The organism is Streptomyces sp. ATCC 21386 (genome assembly GCF_018728545.1).
In the GTDB taxonomy this organism is placed as follows: Bacteria; Actinomycetota; Actinomycetes; order Streptomycetales; family Streptomycetaceae; genus Streptomyces.
This window is the reverse complement of sequence record NZ_JAAVVL010000001.1, coordinates 6,665,881-6,684,176: the sequence shown is the minus strand read 5'-3', so window position 1 is coordinate 6,684,176 and position 18,296 is coordinate 6,665,881. Positions and strand designations below refer to the sequence as shown.

General features: G+C 71.7%; 15 protein-coding genes and 3 pseudogenes. 10 read left to right on the top strand and 8 right to left on the bottom strand.

Annotation, left to right across the window (positions count from 1 at the left end; genetic code table 11):
* Nucleotides 1-2: 2 nt before the first annotated feature.
* The 5 genes and pseudogenes from GWK25_RS28690 to GWK25_RS28670 all read right to left on the bottom strand — a co-directional run bounded on the left by GWK25_RS28690 (nucleotide 3) and on the right by GWK25_RS28670 (nucleotide 4,673).
* Nucleotides 3-1,430 (bottom strand): glycoside hydrolase family 43 protein, encoded by a 1,428-nt coding sequence (locus tag GWK25_RS28690; protein WP_215454301.1) that lies wholly within the window; start codon nucleotides 1,428-1,430, stop codon nucleotides 3-5.
* A gap of 606 nt (nucleotides 1,431-2,036) precedes the next feature.
* Nucleotides 2,037-2,255 (bottom strand): annotated as a pseudogene (locus GWK25_RS28685) (GNAT family N-acetyltransferase); the annotation flags it as partial.
* 24 nt (nucleotides 2,256-2,279) lie between these two features.
* Nucleotides 2,280-3,263: a GNAT family N-acetyltransferase gene (locus GWK25_RS28680; protein WP_215457661.1), complete on the bottom strand. Its 984-nt coding sequence runs from the start codon at nucleotides 3,261-3,263 to the stop codon at nucleotides 2,280-2,282.
* Between the two features lie 36 nt (nucleotides 3,264-3,299).
* Nucleotides 3,300-3,652: pseudogene (locus GWK25_RS28675) on the bottom strand (transposase); the annotation flags it as partial.
* A 10-nt stretch (nucleotides 3,653-3,662) separates the two neighbouring features.
* Complete coding sequence (locus GWK25_RS28670; protein WP_215454300.1) at nucleotides 3,663-4,673, bottom strand: GlxA family transcriptional regulator; 1,011 nt, start codon at nucleotides 4,671-4,673, stop codon at nucleotides 3,663-3,665.
* A gap of 150 nt (nucleotides 4,674-4,823) precedes the next feature.
* Between GWK25_RS28670 and GWK25_RS28665 the strand changes: the two genes are divergently transcribed.
* Nucleotides 4,824-5,756, top strand: coding sequence for an NADP-dependent oxidoreductase (locus tag GWK25_RS28665; protein ID WP_215457660.1), 933 nt, complete (start codon nucleotides 4,824-4,826; stop codon nucleotides 5,754-5,756).
* 23 nt (nucleotides 5,757-5,779) lie between these two features.
* Here the strand turns inward: GWK25_RS28665 and GWK25_RS28660 are convergent, their stop codons facing one another.
* Complete coding sequence (locus GWK25_RS28660) at nucleotides 5,780-6,592, bottom strand: CDP-alcohol phosphatidyltransferase family protein (protein WP_215454299.1); 813 nt, start codon at nucleotides 6,590-6,592, stop codon at nucleotides 5,780-5,782.
* Between the two features lie 107 nt (nucleotides 6,593-6,699).
* Between GWK25_RS28660 and GWK25_RS28655 the strand changes: the two genes are divergently transcribed.
* From GWK25_RS28655 to GWK25_RS44600, 5 genes and pseudogenes are all read left to right on the top strand, one after another.
* Nucleotides 6,700-7,680: a zinc-binding alcohol dehydrogenase gene (locus GWK25_RS28655; RefSeq protein WP_215454297.1), complete on the top strand. Its 981-nt coding sequence runs from the start codon at nucleotides 6,700-6,702 to the stop codon at nucleotides 7,678-7,680.
* A 168-nt stretch (nucleotides 7,681-7,848) separates the two neighbouring features.
* Nucleotides 7,849-8,247 (top strand): 6-carboxytetrahydropterin synthase, encoded by a 399-nt coding sequence (locus GWK25_RS28650; protein ID WP_215454295.1) that lies wholly within the window; start codon nucleotides 7,849-7,851, stop codon nucleotides 8,245-8,247.
* Nucleotides 8,244-9,521, top strand: coding sequence for a glycosyltransferase family 4 protein (locus GWK25_RS28645; RefSeq protein ID WP_215454292.1), 1,278 nt, complete (start codon nucleotides 8,244-8,246; stop codon nucleotides 9,519-9,521). Before GWK25_RS28650 ends, GWK25_RS28645 begins: the two co-directional genes overlap by 4 nt.
* Complete coding sequence (locus GWK25_RS28640; RefSeq protein ID WP_215454290.1) at nucleotides 9,518-10,450, top strand: methyltransferase domain-containing protein; 933 nt, start codon at nucleotides 9,518-9,520, stop codon at nucleotides 10,448-10,450. Before GWK25_RS28645 ends, GWK25_RS28640 begins: the two co-directional genes overlap by 4 nt.
* Nucleotides 10,447-11,820, top strand: a pseudogene (locus GWK25_RS44600) (lysylphosphatidylglycerol synthase domain-containing protein); the annotation flags it as partial. The gene GWK25_RS28640 and the pseudogene GWK25_RS44600, both read left to right, overlap by 4 nt.
* Before the next feature lie 113 nt (nucleotides 11,821-11,933).
* Here GWK25_RS44600 and GWK25_RS28635 read toward each other — a convergent pair.
* Nucleotides 11,934-12,713 carry a creatininase family protein gene (locus GWK25_RS28635; RefSeq protein ID WP_215454288.1) on the bottom strand — a complete coding sequence of 260 codons (780 nt, stop codon included), beginning with the start codon at nucleotides 12,711-12,713 and terminating at the stop codon, nucleotides 11,934-11,936.
* 78 nt (nucleotides 12,714-12,791) lie between these two features.
* Here GWK25_RS28635 and ribA point away from each other — a divergent pair, with 78 nt between their 5' ends.
* The 4 genes from ribA (at nucleotide 12,792) to GWK25_RS28615 (ending at nucleotide 16,977) form a co-directional block, all read left to right on the top strand.
* Nucleotides 12,792-13,451 carry a GTP cyclohydrolase II gene (gene ribA / locus GWK25_RS28630; protein ID WP_215454286.1) on the top strand — a complete coding sequence of 220 codons (660 nt, stop codon included), beginning with the start codon at nucleotides 12,792-12,794 and terminating at the stop codon, nucleotides 13,449-13,451.
* Nucleotides 13,452-13,635: 184 nt separating this feature from the next.
* Entirely contained in the window at nucleotides 13,636-14,781 is a 1,146-nt protein-coding gene (locus GWK25_RS28625; protein WP_215454284.1) for an FAD-binding oxidoreductase, read from the top strand.
* On the top strand, nucleotides 14,778-15,818 hold the full coding sequence (locus GWK25_RS28620) for a saccharopine dehydrogenase (RefSeq protein ID WP_215454282.1): 1,041 nt from the start codon (nucleotides 14,778-14,780) through the stop codon (nucleotides 15,816-15,818). Before GWK25_RS28625 ends, GWK25_RS28620 begins: the two co-directional genes overlap by 4 nt.
* A gap of 7 nt (nucleotides 15,819-15,825) precedes the next feature.
* A complete protein-coding gene (locus GWK25_RS28615; RefSeq protein ID WP_215454280.1) occupies nucleotides 15,826-16,977 on the top strand; it encodes a saccharopine dehydrogenase family protein in 1,152 nt (383 codons plus the stop codon).
* A gap of 88 nt (nucleotides 16,978-17,065) precedes the next feature.
* Here GWK25_RS28615 and GWK25_RS28610 read toward each other — a convergent pair whose 3' ends face one another.
* Entirely contained in the window at nucleotides 17,066-18,289 is a 1,224-nt protein-coding gene (locus GWK25_RS28610; protein ID WP_215454277.1) for a serine hydrolase, read from the bottom strand.
* Nucleotides 18,290-18,296 lie beyond the last annotated feature (7 nt).

The following is an 18,296-nucleotide window of genomic DNA, read 5'->3' as shown; positions in this document are numbered from 1 at the left end:
GGTCAGTTCGTCACGCGGAAGGTGGCGTCACTGCGGGCTGTCGCGGTGGTGATCGGGTCGAGGCGCAGCTGGTAGGCGTAGTGGCGGATGTAGCGGTCCGGGCGGTTGTACGACTGGAACGAGGACCAGGTGGAGTCGGCGAGGCCGGCGACCTTGTTGAAGGTGGCGTCCGCGGCGAACTGGGCGCTGCCGTCGTTGAGGGCGAGTTGGAAGTCGTAGTTGGCGTGGCGCAGGAAGTAGCCGGGGTGGCTCACCGACTCGAAGGAGACGGTGCCGGTGCCCGCCAGGCCGGGCCGGAGCCGGAACTGGGCGTCCTCGACGGGGGTGACGTCGGGGTCGATGCGCACGTCGAAGTTGATCTGGCGCACGTACCGGTCCTGGAAGTTGTACGACTGGAGTCGCTGGGCCGGGGTGTTGGGCCAGCGGGAGAGCACGCGGCTCTCCTCGGCGGCCGTGAGGGTCATGATCGCGCCGTGGCGCTTGGGGGTGCCGCCCATGTCGTAGCCGGTCGTCGGCTGGAGCCGGTAGGTGCTGACGTCGGACGGATTGGTCGTCAGGATCGGCATGTACTCGCGCACGCCCTGAGCGTTGTTGTGGTCGATGTAGAGGGCCCACTCGTCGCGGTCCCTGAACTTCATCCAGACCGGGCCCTCGACCACGTTGCCGGTGAGGCCGATGCTGGAGAGGTTGCCGAGGTTGGTCCAGGTCCCCAGGATCGAGTTGCTGCCCTCGACGTTGTTCTGGCCGTCGCCGGAGACCCTCAGGTAGCGGTAGGGGCCGGTGCCGGCGGGCACCTCGGTCATCTGGGTGTCGACGACCGGCGTGCCGCCGGGGGGATCGATCCAGATCTGCGGGGTGGTGATGGTGCGGAAGTCCGTGGTACGGGCGTAGTAGATGCGGTATTTGAGAATGCCGTTGACCGTGGCGTTCGTCGCCCAGTACAGGACGTAGTCGTTGGTCTCGGGGTTCCAGATCGCTTCCGGCGCCCAGGCGTTGCGTCCGCCGGGAATCAGGTTGGCGGCGTCGAGCAGCCACGGCTTCGACCAGGTCACCAGGTCCCTCGACTCCCACACCACGAAGCGGGGGCTGCCGTTCTGGTAGGTCGAGCCGCAGCGGACGCACAGGTCGGTCGCGACGATCCAGTACTTGCTGCCGTCGGGAGAGCGGATCAGTGCGGGGTCGCGCACCCCCTTGGTGCCGATCTTGGAGTTGAGGATCGGCGCTCCGCCGTTGAGGTCGTTCCAGTGCAGGCCGTCCGGGCTGTGCGCGAGGTACAGCATCTGCCCGGTCGCGGAGTCACCGGTGAAGTGCACCATCAGGTAGCCGGGGTCGGCGGCGGCCGCCCGTTGGGGTGTGGTGAGGGCTTGGCCCGTGAAGAGGAGGCAGACGGCGAGCAATATCACCGTCAGCCGGGCACGGAGCGCAGACATCGGATCTCCTGTCGTGTGCGGATGCCACCGCCGGGCGAAGGGGGAGCGGGGTGGCGGCGGAACTTGGTCGTGCAATGGGCGGGACAGGACGCGGACACCGCGCGGGCCGGACGGGGGTATCCGGACGACGGTGTTTCACCGCTTCGCCCAAGGCGCCGTGGTGACGGCGGGTCAGGGCGCGCGAGCGCGTGCGTCCGCCCAGGTGGTGCGGTTGCGGCACGAGTCGGGCGGCTGTGCTTTCTCAGTGCCGGTGAAGGCGTCTCGGGTGGGTGGCGCCTCGGTCGGAAGCCCCCATAACCAACTCACTGTCCCATCAGGCACGTTGCACGGCATATCGAACACCGTTCGCGAAATCGGACAGAGGCTAAATCCGGAAAAGTGAGTGCGTCAATACATCCGACGCATTCGAATAACCGAACGTACAAATGGGCGATTACGCGCTCGCCCCGCCCCTGGGACCAGTGGGTCCGTGCGCCGGTCCACCTGCGTGACCACCTCAAGTCTGCGGCCGGCCGCTTCCTCGATCATTGCCGGGCGTTCGCGGAGTCCGGCGTCGACCGGGTCCGCCGCGGCACGTCGACCATCGCCGAGGGCGGACACCAGTTCACGAGCACGGGCGTAGCACCGGCTCTTCCCCGTGACGATGAAGCCGCACTTCTCCAGCACGCGGATGGAGCCGGCATTGTCAGCGGCAGCGTCGGCGTGCAGCGGTCTCGTGGGCTCGAGCTTGATCAGTCCAGTCAGGACCGCAGTGGCGATACCCCCGCCCCAATGGGCTCGCCCGATGACGTACGTGACCTCACGCTCCGACGGTGGACCGAAGAGGCCGCGGTCGTAGTGGCCGGTCGATCAAGCAAGTGGCTTGCGGTAACGGACGTACTCGTTCTGCCGCCGGAACCCCACACTCTCGTAAAGGTCGTAGGACCGGTGCGGATTCGCCGTGCCCGTGAACAACCGGGCGGTCGTCGCACCCTGCTCGCGAAGGGTCCGCAGCCCGTCGAGCAGCAGGACCCGGCCGATTCCGAGGCGTCGCTGGTCCGCCCGGACACTCAGCTCTTCCACCTCGCCCACGGTGTGGTCGTGACGGCGGATGGAGCAGAGAGCGACGCCGACCATGTCCTGACCGTTCCAGGCAGCCCTCCAGCATGCCGGGTCGGCGGTGTCGACGAAGTCCTGGAAAGGCCATCTCTGAGTGAAACCGGTGTCCGCGTACGAATCGACGACCGTCCTCCAGGCTGCACGGTAGTGGCTTGTCCCGATCGGCCCTGTCCGTATCCCGGCCGGCAGCCCGCTGCCCGGCTCGGGCAACTGCTGCAGATCGCCCAGCTCCAGCTCGACCAGGCTGAAGGCCCGTCGGTAGCCGGCTGCGAGCAGAAGCGCCGTGGCGTCCTGCTCGGAGGCCATGGCGTTCGCGCCGATCACTGCCCTCCGCGCCGTTCCATGCTGTTCGACGAGGCGGCGGATCCGCTCTTCGGCCCAGCTCAGCATGGCCGAGCCGATGCCCTGACCGCGATGCTCGGGCAGGAGGTAGCCGCGGTGCAGGTACAGCCACGTATCGTCCCGCTCCTGCCACCACCGGACCGTCGAGTAGCCGACGACGCTTCCGTCGAACACCACCAGGATCTGGTTCTTGGACGGCTCCTCCAACTTGGCGGAAGCTTCGGCGATCTCGGCCGCTGTCGGGAGCCCTTCCACAACCGAGTGGACATCGACCCGGTCCCGTTCCACACACGCCAGCCGCATCGCGGCCATGGCGCCGTCGTCTTCGTCGCCGCGATACGGCCGGAACCCGAAGCCGACCGGAAGGTCCTGGCCTGTCGTGCCATTCGACATGACCGGATGTTCTCGAACTTCGAGGCAGGTCCGCCACCCTGTTACCGCCGCGGTCGTCTGCGGCAGTTCGACGAGCCGGCCGCGTCCAAAGCGGGCCTCGGCGCGGACGAGGGCGACGAGGCGGGGCGCATTCACGGCTCGCCAGCGGGCCTGGGCGGACTCGACGAGCTCGAAGACCGTCGCCAGGGCGGCGGCCCCTTCTTCGCCGCGGGCCGAGCTGACTTCGGGAGCCTGTCGAGGCAGTTGGTCGTCCAGTGAATCCCGCACCTTTGGTGGCGGGTTTCGGGGAGGACCTCGTTCAACGCGTTCCAGGAGCCCAGGGCTCCGTCGCCGACGGTGAGGACGGGAGCGCGCACGCCGCGCCGCCGGCAGTCCCGCAGCAGGCTTGCTCGGCAACCGTCAGGACGCGGTGGAGGCCCCGGCCCCGGTGGAGGCCCCGGTGGGAGCCTCCGTCCGCGCCCGGAACGTGCGTCGATACGTCAGCGGTGACACGCCGATCGCCGCGTGCAGATGCTGGCGCAGCGACGTGCCGGTGGCGAAGCCGACGTGGCCCGCGATCTCGTCGACCGGGAGGTCGGTGGACTCCAGGAGGTGCCGGGCGCGGGCCACCCGCTGCTGCACGAGCCAGCGGCCCGGGCTCATGCCGACCTCGTCGTTGAAGCGGCGCGCGAAGGTGCGCAGGCTCATCCGGGCGTGCTCGGCGAGGTCGGCCAGAGCGAGCGGGGCGTCGAGGTGTTCGAGGGCCCACTGCCGGGTGGCGGCGGTGCCGTGGGCGCGGTTCTGGGGGACGGGCTGCTCGATGTACTGGGCCTGGCCGCCCTCCCGCCACGGCGGCACCACGCAGCGGCGGGCGACCCGGTTGGCGACCTCGCTGCCGTGGTCCCTGCGCACGAGGTGCAGGCAGAGGTCGATGCCGGAGGCGGCGCCGGCCGAGGTCAGGATGTCGCCGTCGTCGACGAACAGGACGTCCGGGTCCAGGTCGACCCGCGGGAAACGGCTCCGGAACGCCTCGGCCAGCGCCCAGTGCGTCGTGGCGGGCCTGCCGTCGAGGAGCCCCGCCGCGGCGAGGACGAACGCGCCCGTGCAGATGGACACCACCCGGGTGCCGGGCCTGATCCGCGCCAGCGCCGCCGCCACGGGCTCCGGCAGCTCCGCCGAGACCAGCATCGCCGCCGTGGGGGAGAGGCCGAAGGACGGGACGATCACGGTGTCGGCGGTGTCGAGCGCCTCCGGCCCGTGGTCCACGGAGACGGCGAAGTCGGCCGCCGAACGCACCGGGCGCCCGTCCGGCGTGCAGGTCAGCACCTCGTAGAGACCTTCGGTCGCGTCGAAGATGCGGCTCGGGACGCCGAGTTCGAAGGGGTAGACCCCGTCGAGCGCGAGGACCACCACCCGGTGAGGGGATGTCATACGACCAGTGTGGCACGATCCCATCGAATGATGGCCATCCTGCCATTGTCGTGATCGTGGCCCCCCAGCAGGCTGGTACGCATGACACGAGCCACCGAGAACGACCACAACGACGGGCCCAGCGACAGCCACAACGACGGCAGGGCCACCATGCGAGCGATGACACAGGACGCCTTCGGCGGGCCGGAGGTGCTGAGGGAGGCCCGACTGCCCCGCCCGGAGCCGAGGATGAGCGAGATCCTCGTCCGGGTGCACGCGGCCGGCGTCAACCCGACCGACTGGAAGAACCGCTCCTTCGGACTGTGGCACCCCGACCCGGTGCCCGTGCTCGGCTGGGACGTCTCGGGAGTCGTCGAGGAGGTCGGCCTGGGCGTCACCCTCTTCGAGCCGGGCGACGAGGTGTTCGGGATGCTGCCCTACCCGCACGGGGCGGGCGCGTACGCCGAGTACGCCAAGGGCCCGACCCGGGCCTTCGCCTCCAAGCCGTCGACCGTCGACCACGTTCAGGCGGGCGCCCTGCCGCTGGCCGCGCTCACCGCCTACCAGGCGCTCGTCGACACCGCCGACGTTCGGCCCGGGCAGCGCGTCCTGATCCACGCCGCCGCCGGGGGAGTGGGCCATCTCGCGGTGCAGATCGCCAAGGCGCGCGGCGCGTACGTCATCGGCACGGCCAGTGCGGGCAAGCACGAGCTGCTGCGCGACCTCGGGGCCGACGAGCTGATCGACTACCGGACCACGGACTTCGCCGAGGTGGTCCGGGACGTGGACGTCGTGCTGGACACCCTCGCGGGGGACGTCCGCACCCGTTCCCTGGACGTGCTGCGTACGGGCGGGACCCTCGTCTCGATCCTGCCGGTCGGCGGCGAGGAGGACGAGGAGAAGGCCGCCGCACTGGGCGTGCGGCTGGAGAAACTGCTGGTCGAGGCCGACCACGGGGGCATGCGGGCCATTGCCGGACTTGTCGGGGAAGGCAGGCTGCGGGCCCATGTCGAGGCCACCTTCCCCCTCGCCGAGGCGGCCAAGGCGCACGCGCTCGGGGAGACCGACCGGACGACCGGGAAGATCGTCCTCACGGTCCGCTGAATCCGCGAAGCGCCGGGAACGGCTCAGCTCGTGACGAGTTCGGCCGCCCGGCGCTCGACGGACGTCTCCATGGCCATGGTCACCGTCTGGTTCACGGTCACCGTGGCCATCGGCTCGCCGAGGCCCTCCCGGTTGCGGAACAGCCAGGCGATGTCCCGCCCGAACGACCAGAGCAGCGAGCCCAGCGCCAGCGCGACCAGGCCGAAGCCCGCCGCGTACGGCAGCAGACCGGAGGCGGCGACCAGCAGGAACACGCCCTGGACGGCGGCGACGGTCTTGCGGGCCATGCTGTGCGGCAGGGAGTTGTTCAGCCACGGGGCGACCTTGGCGGCGGCCACGAAGACGTACCGCATGAGACCGATCAGCAGCACCCACGGGCCCATCGACAGGGAGACGTACACGCTCAGCACCAGGATCAGGAACGCGTCGACCTCCATGTCGAAGCGGGCACCCAGCGCGGTCGACGTCCCTGTCCGACGGGCCACCTGGCCGTCGACGCCGTCGAGGATCAGGGCCACGGCGGTCAGGGCGACGAAGAGCGAGACCGGCGGTGAGCTCTGGAAGGAGTCGGCGACCAGCGCGGTGACGGCGCCGACGAGTATCGCCCGCCCGAGCGTGACGCGGTTGGCCGGGCCGAAGGTACGGGTCCGGGTGCGCAGCAGGGCGCGGTTGAGGACCGCCCAGGTGGCGAGCCCGAAGGCCAGCCCGGTCAGCCAGCCCGCCGGGCCCAGTCCGATCGCCGTGCCCAGGAAGGCGAGGAGCAGCACCTGGGCGCCCGCGCCCACGGTCGTCTCCGAGAGCAACAGCCGGCCGTCGTATGTGTTGATCAGGGCCACCGCATACCTTCCGAACGTGTGACAAGTGGATCATCGCCGCGTACCGTGTCCGCGAACTTCCACCGCTGCGTACGTGGCGAACCGCTCGACCGTTCACGGAGACGCACATGAAACCGACAGCCAATGCCTTCTGGCTACGCTCACCCGGCCACGGCGAGATCCGTGAGGAGACCCTCGCCGCACCCGCCGACGGCGAGGTCCTGGTCCGCGCGCTGTACTCAGGAGTCAGCCGGGGCACGGAGACGCTCGTGTTCCACGGCCGAGTGCCCGAGAACCAGCGCGCGACCATGCGCGCGCCCTTCCAGGAGGGCGACTTTCCCGCGCCCGTGAAGTACGGCTACCTCAGCGTCGGTCGGGTGGAAGAAGGGCCCGACGCACTGGTCGGCCGGACCGTCTTCTGCCTGTATCCGCACCAGAGCCGCTACGTCGTTCCCGTGAGCGCCGTCACCGTCGTGCCGGAGTCCGTCCCGGCGGCGCGTGCCGTCCTGGCCGGGACCGTGGAGACCGCCGTCAACGCCCTCTGGGACGCCGCGCCGCGGATCGGGGACCGGATCGCCGTCGTCGGCGGTGGCATGGTCGGCTGCTCGGTCGCCGCGCTCCTCGCGCGCTACCCGGGCGTGCGCGTGCAGCTCGTCGACGCGGACCCGGCGCGCTCCGCCATCGCCCACGCCCTCGGCGTCGACTTCGCCCTGCCCGACGAGGCACTGGGCGAGTGCGACCTCGTCGTGCACGCCAGCGCCAGTGAACAGGGCCTCGTACGCTCCCTCGGCCTCCTCGCCGCCGAGGGCACGGTCGTCGAGCTGAGTTGGTACGGCGACCGCAGGATCGCCTTGCCGCTCGGCGAGGCGTTCCACTCGCGCCGGCTCACCATCCGCAGCAGCCAGGTGGGAACCGTCTCCCCGGCCGCCCGCGTCGGACGGACGTACGCGGACCGGCTGGCGCTCGCCCTCGAACTCCTCGCCGACGCCCGCTTCGACGCCCTCGTCACCGGGGAGTGCGCCTTCGAGGAACTCCCCGAGGTCATGCCGAAGCTCGCGAGCGGAGAACTCCCGGGGATGTGCCACCGGGTGCGCTACGACGCCCCGTGAGCCGTTGAGCTTGGTGTTACGGTTCGCCCCACCCGCCCTGAACTGCCCGAACGGAACGCTGACCTCCGAAGAAACCGGAAAACTCGGCTGAACAACGGGTAGGGAGCAGCCGTACTACACGGCATGCCCCGGCCCGGGGGCAGACGTACCGCACTGGAGGGTCGTCCGTTGTTCAGCATCACCGTCCGCGATCACATCATGATCGCCCACAGCTTCCGCGGGGAGGTCTTCGGACCCGCGCAGCGCCTGCACGGCGCCACGTTCCTCGTGGACGCCACCTTCCGGCGCGCCGAACTGGACGACGACAACATCGTCGTAGACATCGGGCTGGCCACCCAGGAGCTCGGTGCCGTGGTGAGCGAGTTGAACTACCGCAACCTCGACAACGAGCCCGCGTTCGCCAACACCAACACCTCCACGGAGTTCCTGGCCAAGGTGATCGCCGACCGTCTCGCCGAGCGGATCCACAAGGGCGCCCTCGGGGAGAACGCCAAGGGCATCGCGAGCCTCACGGTCACCCTGCACGAGTCCCACATCGCCTGGGCGAGTTACGAGCGTGCCCTGTGACCGACATGACCATCGACCGGGCGGCAGGCACCACCGCCCAGACGGCCGGTGCCGCGGCCCAGGCGAACGCGGGCGCCCAGGTGAAGGGCGGGGCCCAGGCGAACGGGGGAGAGCAAGTGAGGCTCGGCTATGTGCCCGTGCAGAACGCGGCACTGAAGAACGCCGCGATCATCCCCATGTCCCTGCGTTCCGTGCACTTCGTGATGCCGGGCGGTGTCGACGACCCCACCCGGCCCAGCGGCGGCAACGCCTACGACCGCCGGATCTGCCTCGATCTGCCCGGCTTCGGCTGGCAGGTGCACAAGCACGCGATCGACGGCAGCTGGCCGAGCCCGGGTGACACGGCCCGCGCCGAACTCGCCCGGACGCTGAGCGAACTCCCCGACGGCACGGTCGTCCTCCTCGACGGACTGGTCGCCTGCGGCGTCCCCGAGATCATCCTCCCCGAGGCCGAACGCCTCTGCCTGGCCGTGCTGGTGCACCTGCCGCTCGGCGACGAGACCGGCCTGGAGCCCGAACTCGCCGCCGAACTCGACGCCAAGGAACGCACCACCCTGCGGGGTGTGTCCGCCGTGATCGCGACCAGCGAGTGGGCGGTCCGCAGACTCGTGTCACATCACGGGCTCGCCCCCGAGCGGGTCCATGTCGCCGCCCCCGGCGCCGACATCGCGCCCCTCGCCTCCGGCACCGACGGCGTCTCCCGGCTGCTGTGCGTGGCCGCGGTCACCCCGCGCAAGGGGCAGCACCGGCTGGTCGAGGCCCTCGCGACCGTCACCGAACTGCGCTGGAGCTGCGTCCTGGTGGGCGGACTCGACCAGGACCCCGAGTACGTGGACCACATCCGCTCGCTCATCGCGAAGTTCGGCCTGGAGGACCGCTTCCACCTCGCCGGACCGCAGGCGGGCGCGGAACTCGACGCCAGCTACGCCGCCGCCGACCTGATGGTCCTCACCTCCTACGCCGAGACGTACGGCATGGCGGTCACCGAGGCACTCGCGCGGGGGATCCCCGTCCTGGCCACGGACGTCGGCGGTCTCCCCGAGGCCGTCGGCCGCGCCCCCGACGGCGGGGTGCCCGGCATCCTGGTCCCGCCGGAGAACCCCGCGGCCATCGCGGCGGAACTGCGTGGCTGGTTCGGGGAGGCCGACGTACGGCGTCGGCTGAAGGCCGCGGCGCGCGGGCGCCGGGCCGCGCTGGACGGGTGGGCGACCACGGCCCGCAGCCTCGCCCATGTGCTGGGCAGGCTGCGGCACGAACCTCGGAGGGCCGCATGACCACTTCAGCCGACATGACCGTGTCCGCGGAGGGGCCCGTGTCGACGGGCGGGCCGCTGAGCATGGCGGGACGCGGGGGAGACACCCCGGCGCCCGAGGGCCACCAGTACGCGCCGCAGTGGCTGGAGTTGCGCGAGAGCGCCGACGCCGACGCCCGTGCGGCGGAACTGCTGGACCCGCTGCGGATCCGCCTCGCGAACCTGCCCGGCCGGGCCACCGGGCTGACCGTGCACGACCTCGGCTGCGGCACCGGCTCGATGGGGCGCTGGCTCGCGCCCCGGCTGGACGGCGCCCAGCGGTGGGTGCTGCACGACCAGGACCCGAACCTGCTGCGGCTGGCCGTCGCGCGGGCGCCGCGCGCCGCCGCCGACGGCAGCCCGGTCACGGTCACCACGCGGCGCGGTGACATCGGACGGCTCACGGCAGCCGACCTCGAGGGTGCCTCGCTGGTCACGGCGTCCGCACTGCTCGACGTGCTCACGGGCGAGGAGATCGAGGCGCTCGCGGCGGCCTGCGCGGGCGCCGGTGTCCCCGCGCTGCTGACGCTCTCGGTCGTGGGCCGGGTGGACCTCGTCCCCGCGCACCCCATGGACACCGAGATCGCCGAGGCGTTCAACGCCCACCAGCGCGCGAGCGAGCTGCTCGGACCGGACGCGATCACCTTGGCCTGCGAGGCGTTCGCCCAGCAGGGCGCCACGGTCCGGGTCCACCCGAGCCCCTGGCAGCTCGACACCCGGCACACCGCCCTGATCGAGGAGTGGCTGCGCGGCTGGGTCGGCGCCGCCTGCGAGCAGCGCCCCGAACTCACCGAGCGGGCCGAGGCGTACCTCCGCGACCGCCTCGCGGCCAACGCGGCCGGCGAACTCCGCGTCCTCGTCCACCACAGCGACCTCCTGGCGCTGCCCCGGCCGAGGGGCGGAGCCTCATGACGGCACCGGTGGAGGAGACGGTCCAGACCCACCCGCCGGCGACGGGGGAGCGCATACGCCTGCGCCCACGCGGCGTTCGGGCCCGTGTGAAGGCGAGCACACCGGGCGCCCGGGTGAGGCCGCGCACGCCGACGCCGGACGAGGCTGCGCGTGAACTGCCGTCCGCCGCCGCGGTACCGGGGGCGCGCGTGCCGGAGCCGGACTCGCGCGAGACGGAGGCCGCGGCCTCCACGGCCGGCACCGACACGGACCGGGCGCACCGACGAGGCAGGGTGGACCGTGGTGCGGCCTCCCCAGCCGCGCCGGACGGCCGCGCGGCGCTTCCGACGGCCGCCGACCCGGACCCGGGCGCCGTGCCGACCGCAGCCGACCGTGCCGGACACTCGGCGCCGACGCCCTCCCCGGCGACCTCCGCTTCCGCCCCGGCAACCCGGGTGCCCTCGCCGGCCCCGGGCGGTGGTCGGGCCGCAGGCGCGGCCGTCGACGCTGGTGCGCCGGGTGACGTCGGCTCGGCGGACGTTTCCGTCGAGGCCACCCCCGCCGCCAAGTTCCTCCGCGCCCTGCGCACCCACTTCGGGACGCTCGCCGGGACGGCGATCCTCGTGGTCGTGTTCTGGCGGATGGGCACCGGCGTGTTCGTGGACGGGCTGCGGCGGATCGACGCCGGGACGCTCGCGGCGGCGGTCGGGATCGGCGTGCTGACCACGGTGTTCAGCGCGTGGCGCTGGTGCGCGGTGACGCGGGCCCTGGGGCTCCGGCTGCCGCTCGGACCGGCTGTCGCGGACTACTACCGGGCGCTGTTCCTCAACGCGGCGCTGCCCGGCGGTGTCCTCGGCGACGTGCACCGCGCGGTGCGGCACGGACAGAGCTCCGGCGACATGGGCCGGGGCGTGCGCGCGGTGGTGATCGAGCGGACCGCGGGCCAGTTGGTGCTGGCGGCCGTGGGCGTAACGGTCCTGCTGGTGCTGCCGTCCCCCGTGCTGGAGGAGACCCGGCGCGCGGCCGGTGTGACGGCGCTCGCCGCACTGGGCGCGCTCGCGATCTGGGCGGCGGTCCGGATGGGCCGCAGGCCGAGCGTGTCCGGCGGAGGTCGAGGCCGCCGGGTACGGGCCGCGCTCACCGAGGCGCGCGGCGTGCTGCTGAACCGCGACAGCGGCCCCGCCGTGCTGATCTCGTCCGTGGCGGTCCTGGCCGGATACGTGGCGACGTTCCTGCTCGCCGCGGACGTCGCCGGCTCCACCGCCGGCCCGCTGCGCCTGCTGCCCCTCGCCCTGCTGGCCCTGATCGCCATGAGCCTGCCGCTCAACGTCGGTGGCTGGGGCCCCAGGGAGGGCGTCACCGCCTGGTCCTTCGGCGCCGCGGGCCTCGGCGCCTCGCAGGGGCTGACCGTGGCCGTCGTCTACGGTGTGCTCAGCTTCGCGGCCGCCCTGCCGGGAGCCCTCGTGCTCGTCGGGCGCTGGTACGGCTCCCTGCGGGCCCGCCGTCAGTCGCCCGCGGGGGAGACCGGAGTGGGAACCGGACCCTCGCCCCAGGCATCCGAGGTGACCAACGAGAAGTACGCCGCGAAGGATTCCACGAACCCCGCCAGCAACTCCTTCCCCTTCGTGGCGGACGCCAGGGACGGACGGCCGATCACACCGGAATCGGTGTAGGCCGACATACCGAGGGAGAGGAGATGACGGCGGTCGTCGGCAAGGAAATCGGTGGTCTCGTGACCGGGGCGGACCAATTCGGGATGGCAATGCAGAAGTATGGAGGTCTCAATTTCTCCCGCATGCATATCACTGAGCAACGAGGTCTGTACGCCCGCCCGTTCGCGTGCGGCGTCCCAGTCCTCCATCGCCGGGAAAAGCGCCATTCGATGTCCCGCCGCAGTGGATTCCTGGACGACGTTGCCCAGAACATAATTCCCACCGTGTCCGTTCACCACCACCAGCGCCTCGACGCCCGACCGGCGCAGGGACGCGGCGATGTCGGTCACCATCGCGTGCAGCGTCGTCGCGGAGATGCTGACGGTGCCGGGCCAGGCCGCGTGCTCGTGCGAGCAGGCGATGGTCACGGGCGGCAGCAGGTGCACGGGGTACGCGGCGGCTATCTCCCGGGCTATCGCGCAGGCGACCAGCGTGTCGGTGGCCAGGGGCAGATACGGACCGTGCTGCTCGTAGCTGCCGACCGGGAGCACCGCGACCTGCCGGCCCGCCGCCGCCCCCCGCGCCCGGACGTCCGCGGTGGTGTCCGTCGGTACAAGACTCGAACTGCTCATCTTTTCACGGCCTTTCGTCTCTGCTGATGCTCCGTCATTTTCGCATGACGTCAGGACTCACCAGATTGGAACCAGATCATGACAGAAAATGTTGGTGTACTCGGCACGAATGCCAAGTCCTCCGGCGCCGTACGCGTGGTGAACGCCCCCCTGCCCACCACCTACGGCGACTTCGAGGCCGTAGGTTATCTCGACCAGGACCGCGGCGAAGAGCAAGTGGCACTGGTGTACGGCGACATCAGCGGCGGTGAGGGAATTCTCATCCGGCTGCACTCGGAGTGCCTGACCGGTGACGCGTTCGGCTCCCAGCACTGCGAATGCGGCGAACAGCTCGACAGCGCGCTGCGTGCGATAGTCGCCGAGGGCCGCGGCATCCTCGTCTATCTGCGTGGCCACGAGGGCCGTGGCATCGGCCTGCTCGCCAAGCTCCAGGCGATGAAGCTCCAGGCGGAGGGCCTGGACACCGTCGAGGCCAACCTCGCCCTCGGCCTGCCGGTGGACGCCCGCGACTACCGGGTGGCGGCCGAGATGCTGCACGACCTCGGCGTACGGTCGGTCCGGCTGATGTCGAACAACCCCCGCAAGCGGGAGGCGCTGCTGCGCCACGGCATCAAGGTCTCCGAGCAGGTGCCGCTGCTCATCACCCCGTGCGAGGACAACATCACCTACCTGCGCACCAAGCGCGAGCGGCTCGACCACTACCTGCCGCACCTGGACGCGGTGGTCCACTCGTCCTGAGCGCCGGGGTCCGCGCGGCGGCCGCCTCGGAGGCGACTCCGACACCGGCCGCCGCGCCCGGCCGCAGGTCCGCGCGCGCTGTCCCTTCGGGCAAGTACACCGGCGTCCCGCATGAACGTTCGCCCCGGGTGGAAGACCTGACTCCGTCGGGCATCGCGACCACGGTCGGACGAAGGGAGCGTTCGTGATCCGCAGCGCACGGGTCGTCGTCATCGGCGGAGGGGTCATCGGGACGAGCATCGCCTACCACCTGGCGGCCGCCGGAGTGGACGACGTCGTCCTCGTCGAACGCGACGAACTCGCCTCCGGATCGACGGCGAGGGCCGCCGGCGGGGTCCGCGCGCAGTTCTCCGACGAACTCAACATCCAGCTCGGCGCCCGGAGCCTGGAGGCGTTCGGCCGCTTCCGGCAGGAACTGGGCCACGACATCGGCCTGCACCGTGTCGGCTACCTGTTCCTCCTCACGACCCCCGACGAGGTCGCCCAGTTCGAGGCGGGCGTCCAGCTCCAGAACGACCTGGGCGTGCCCAGCCGCATGGTGGACCCCGAGGAGGCCCGGCGGCTCTCCCCGCTGATCTCCACCGAGGGCCTGCTGGCCGCCGCGTTCTCGCCCGACGACGGGCACTGCACCCCCGAGTCCGTCGTCCACGGCTACGCCGCCGGGGCCCGCCGCCACGGGGCGACCGTGCTGCGCAACTGCGAGGCCCTCGGCATCGAGACCTGGCGGGACACCATCACCGCGGTGGTCACCAGCAAGGGCCGCATCGTCACCGACACGGTCGTCTGCGCGGCCGGCGCCTGGTCCCGGTCCGTCGGCGCCATGGTCGGCGTCGACCTCCCGGTGGAACCCCTCCGCCGCCAGATCGCCGTCACGGAACCGGTCCCGGACCTCCCGCCGAACCTCCCCATGACGATCGACTTCACCAGCAGCCTCTACTTCCACACCGAGGGCCCCGGCCTCCTGGTCGGCATGTCCGACCCCGACGAACGCCCCGGCTTCGCCACCGACACCCACGACCGCTGGATCCCCGGCCTGTACGAGGCCATGCGGCGCCGCGCCCCCTCCCTCCTGGACCTGCGCCGCACGGGCGGCTGGGCGGGCCTGTACGAGATCACGCCGGACCACAACGCCCTGATCGGCGAGGCCGGTTCCTGCTCCCGCTTCCTGTACGCGACCGGGTTCTCCGGCCACGGGTTCCTCCAGGGCCCGGCGGTCGGCGAGGTGGTCCGCGACCTGTACCTGGGCCGCGTACCCTTCGTCGACATCAGCCCCTTGACCGTCGACCGGTTCACGGCCGACGAGCTGCGCCCGGAGGCCAACCTCGTATGACCGATCTCCACTTGTGGCTCCGCCACGAGACCCGCACCACCGAACGCCGCACCCCGATCGTGCCGTCCGACGCCCGGCGGCTCGTCGAGAGCGGCGTACGGATCACCGTCGAGGACTCCCCCCAGCGGATCTTCCCCAGGGAGGAGTACGAGGAGGCCGGCTGCCAGGTCGCGGACCCGGGCTCGTGGGTGTCGGCGTCGGCGCGCGCGGTGATCGTGGGTCTGAAGGAACTGCCGGACCGGCCAGCCGAACTGACGCACCGTCATGTCTTTTTCGGGCACGCCTACAAGGGGCAGCCCGGCGCCGAGGCGCTGCTGCGCAGGTTCGCGGCCGGGGGCGGGGCGCTGCTCGACCTGGAGTACCTGGTGGACGACCAGGGGCGCCGGCTCGCCGCCTTCGGTTTCTGGGCGGGCTATCTCGGCGCGGCCCTCGCCGTGCTCCACCACCGGGGCGCGCTCCGGGCTCCGCTCGTCCCCACCACCAAGGAGGCGATGGAGGCCGAACTCCGCTCCTCCCGAGGGGACTTGGCCGCTCTGGTGATCGGCGCCCTGGGGCGCAGCGGCCGAGGCGCGCGGGTCGCCCTCGAAGAGGCGGGCGTCGAGCCGACCTGCTGGGACCTGGCGGAGACCCGCGACCTGGACCGGCCGGCCCTGCTGGCCCACGACATGATGGTCAACACCGTCCTGACGACCAGCCCGGTCCCGCCCTTCCTGACGGACAAGGACCTCGACGAGCCGAACCGCCGACTGCGAACCCTCTCGGACGTCACGGTCGACGTCGGCTCGCCCATGAACGTCCTGCCGGTCTACGACACGACCACCGAGTGGGACAGCCCGGTACGGCGGCTGCGCGAACACCCCCCGCTCGATCTCATCGCCATCGACAACCTGCCGTCCCTGCTGCCCCGCGAGGCGAGCACCGACTTCTCGGCCGCGCTGCTGCCGCAGCTGCTGGACTTCGAGACGGGTGGGGCCTGGGGGCGCTGCCTGGACCGATTCCGCCGGGCGAGTGACGAACTGAGCCTCACAGAAGGGTAGTTGCCCGATGACCGAGGTGGTCCCCGCGAGCGGCACCGTCCACTGGGTCGGTGCCGGCCTGTCCACAGGCAGCGGCCTGGCGGCGCTGTGCGGCGCCGCCGCCCGGGTACGGCTGTGGCACCGCACCGAGGAACGCGCCGCGCGTGCACTGGCCGCACGGGGACTGACGGGCCGGGCCGAGCCCCGTGCGTACACGCTGCCCGCGCTCGCGGCGGACCTCGCCCCGGGAGACGTGGTGGTCTCCATGCTCCCGGCGCCGGACCACGCCCCCCTGCTCGCCGCCTGCGTGGGGGCGCGGGCCCACTTCGCCTGCTCCAGCTATGTCTCGGACGCGGTCCTGGAACAGGTACCGGCGGCCGAGGCGGCCGGCGTCACCGTCCTCACCGAGGCCGGCCTGGACCCGGGCGTGGACCACCTCTTCGCGCACAGCCTGATCGACCGCGCCACCCGGGCGGTCGGCCCGGGGACCGCCGCCACGTACAGCCTCACCTCGTACTGCGGCGGCGTCCCGGCCGTCCCCAACGACTTCCGCTACCGCTTCAGCTGGGCCCCGGCGGGGGTCCTGAACGCCCTGCGCTCACCGGCCCGTTACATCGAGGACGGTGCCGAGACGACGGCCGACCGCCCCTGGACGGCCACTCGGCCGCACGTCGTCGACGGCGAGACCTTCGAGGCCTACCCCAACCGCGACAGCGTCCCCTTCGTCGCCCAGTACGGCCTGCCTCCGGCCTGGAGACCGAGCACCTTCGTCCGCGGCACCCTCCGTCTCGACGGCTGGCTCGCCGCCTGGGCCCCGGTCTTCGCGGAACTCGAACGCGGCGACGACCTGCGCATCGCCGAACTGGCGAAGGAACTGGCGGCGCGCCACCCGACGAGCGACTCCGACCGCGACCGGGTCGTCCTCGCGGTCTCCCTCGACGTACGCGCCGACTCGGGCGAGCGGTGGTCCGGCCGTTACCTCCTCGACGCGACAGGCACCGAGGAGGAGAGCGCGATGGCCCGTCTGGTGTCCCGCCCCCTCGCCCTGGGGGTGGGCCACATCCTGGACGGCCAACTGCCGGTGGGCCTGAGCAGGGCGGCGGAGACGGGAGAGCGCTCGCAGTCCTGGCTCGCCGAACTCGCCGAGGCTGGTGTGGAGTTCACGGAGCGCATCGACTAGGGGCAGATGCGGCGCCCCTCGGGGGCACGGGACCGCGTCTGATGTGCGACTCCGCCGCGGGGGCGCGAGAGTTCCCTCCGGCCCGCAGCTACTTCACGGCCTCATGGACCAACCGCTTCAGCTCGGGATACACCGAGAACGACGACTTCCGCCGTACCTGCGTCATGAACTGCACCGTCAGGTCCCGCCGGGGGTCCACCCAGAAGATCGTCGTCGCCGCCCCGGTCCACCCGAACGTCCCCAGGGAGGACGGGCACTCCGTCGCCGCGGGGTCGACGACGACGGAGACCCCGAGCCCGAAACCGACGCCCACGTTCCCCGGCTGCCGGTGGAACGCGCTGCCGTACGTATGGATGTCGACGCCGCCCGGCAGCTGATTCGTGGCCATCATGTCGACGGACTCGGCGGACAGCAGTCGTACGCCGTCGAGTTCGCCCCGCCGCCGCAGGAACTCGGCGAACCGGTGGTAGTCCCGGGCGGTGGCGACCATCCCGCCGCTGCCGGACAGGAAGCGCGGCCGCCCGCGCACCGGGAGGCCGGGCACCGGCGCGATCGAGCCGTCCTCCTGCTCGCCGTACAACTCGGCCAGTCGCTCCGCCTGTTCGGGGGTCACCTGGAAGCCCGCGTCGGTCATGCCGAGCGGGCCGAGGATCCGCTCGGCGAAGAACGCGTCGAGGTCCTGCCCCGACACCACCTCCACGATCCGGCCGAGGACATTGGTGGAGACCGAGTAGTTCCACTGCGCGCCCGGCTCGAACTGCAGGGGCAGGCGCGCGTACTCCGCGATCGTCTGCGCGAGGGTGGCACCCGGCCGTACGGAGCTCTCCAGGCCCGCGTCCCGGTAGAGCGCGTCCACCGGGTGGTCGTAGTAGAAACCGAAGGTCAGGCCCGAGGTGTGGGTCATCAGATGGCGCACGAGCAGGGGCCGCTCCGCCGGGCGGGTCCGGACGTCGGCGCCCTCACCGGACTCGTACACGCGGGGCTGGGCGAACTCGGGGAGGTGTCGGGAGACGGGGTCGTCGAGCGACAGCCGTCCTTCCTCGACCAGTATCAGCGCGGCGACGGACGTGACGGGCTTGGTCATGGAGTACACCCGCCACAGCGTGTCCGTCTCGACGGGCAGCCCCGCCGCGCGGTCGCGTAGGCCGTAGGTCGTGAGGTGGGCGACGCGACCGCCGCGGGCGAGGGAGAGGAGGTAACCGGGCAGGCGCCCCTCGTCGACCCGCAGGGCGAGGTACTCGTCCAGGCGGGCCAGGGTCTTCGGGTCGAGGCCGACCTCGTGCGGTTCGACCTCTCGGCGCAGTCGTTCCATGGTGCTT

Excerpts from the sequence above, each read along its gene's own strand:
- GWK25_RS28690 (WP_215454301.1), bottom strand. The coding sequence starts at position 1,430 with ATGTCTGCGCTCCGTGCCCGGCTGACGGTGATATTGCTCGCCGTCTGC.
- GWK25_RS28680 (WP_215457661.1), bottom strand. The coding sequence starts at position 3,263 with ATGTCGAATGGCACGACAGGCCAGGACCTTCCGGTCGGCTTCGGGTTC.
- GWK25_RS28670 (WP_215454300.1), bottom strand. The coding sequence starts at position 4,673 with ATGACATCCCCTCACCGGGTGGTGGTCCTCGCGCTCGACGGGGTCTAC.
- GWK25_RS28665 (WP_215457660.1), top strand. The coding sequence starts at position 4,824 with ATGCGAGCGATGACACAGGACGCCTTCGGCGGGCCGGAGGTGCTGAGG.
- GWK25_RS28655 (WP_215454297.1), top strand. The coding sequence starts at position 6,700 with ATGAAACCGACAGCCAATGCCTTCTGGCTACGCTCACCCGGCCACGGC.
- GWK25_RS28640 (WP_215454290.1), top strand. The coding sequence starts at position 9,518 with ATGACCACTTCAGCCGACATGACCGTGTCCGCGGAGGGGCCCGTGTCG.
- GWK25_RS28635 (WP_215454288.1), bottom strand. The coding sequence starts at position 12,713 with ATGAGCAGTTCGAGTCTTGTACCGACGGACACCACCGCGGACGTCCGG.
- ribA (WP_215454286.1), top strand. The coding sequence starts at position 12,792 with ATGACAGAAAATGTTGGTGTACTCGGCACGAATGCCAAGTCCTCCGGC.
- GWK25_RS28620 (WP_215454282.1), top strand. The coding sequence starts at position 14,778 with ATGACCGATCTCCACTTGTGGCTCCGCCACGAGACCCGCACCACCGAA.
- GWK25_RS28615 (WP_215454280.1), top strand. The coding sequence starts at position 15,826 with ATGACCGAGGTGGTCCCCGCGAGCGGCACCGTCCACTGGGTCGGTGCC.
- GWK25_RS28610 (WP_215454277.1), bottom strand. The coding sequence starts at position 18,289 with ATGGAACGACTGCGCCGAGAGGTCGAACCGCACGAGGTCGGCCTCGAC.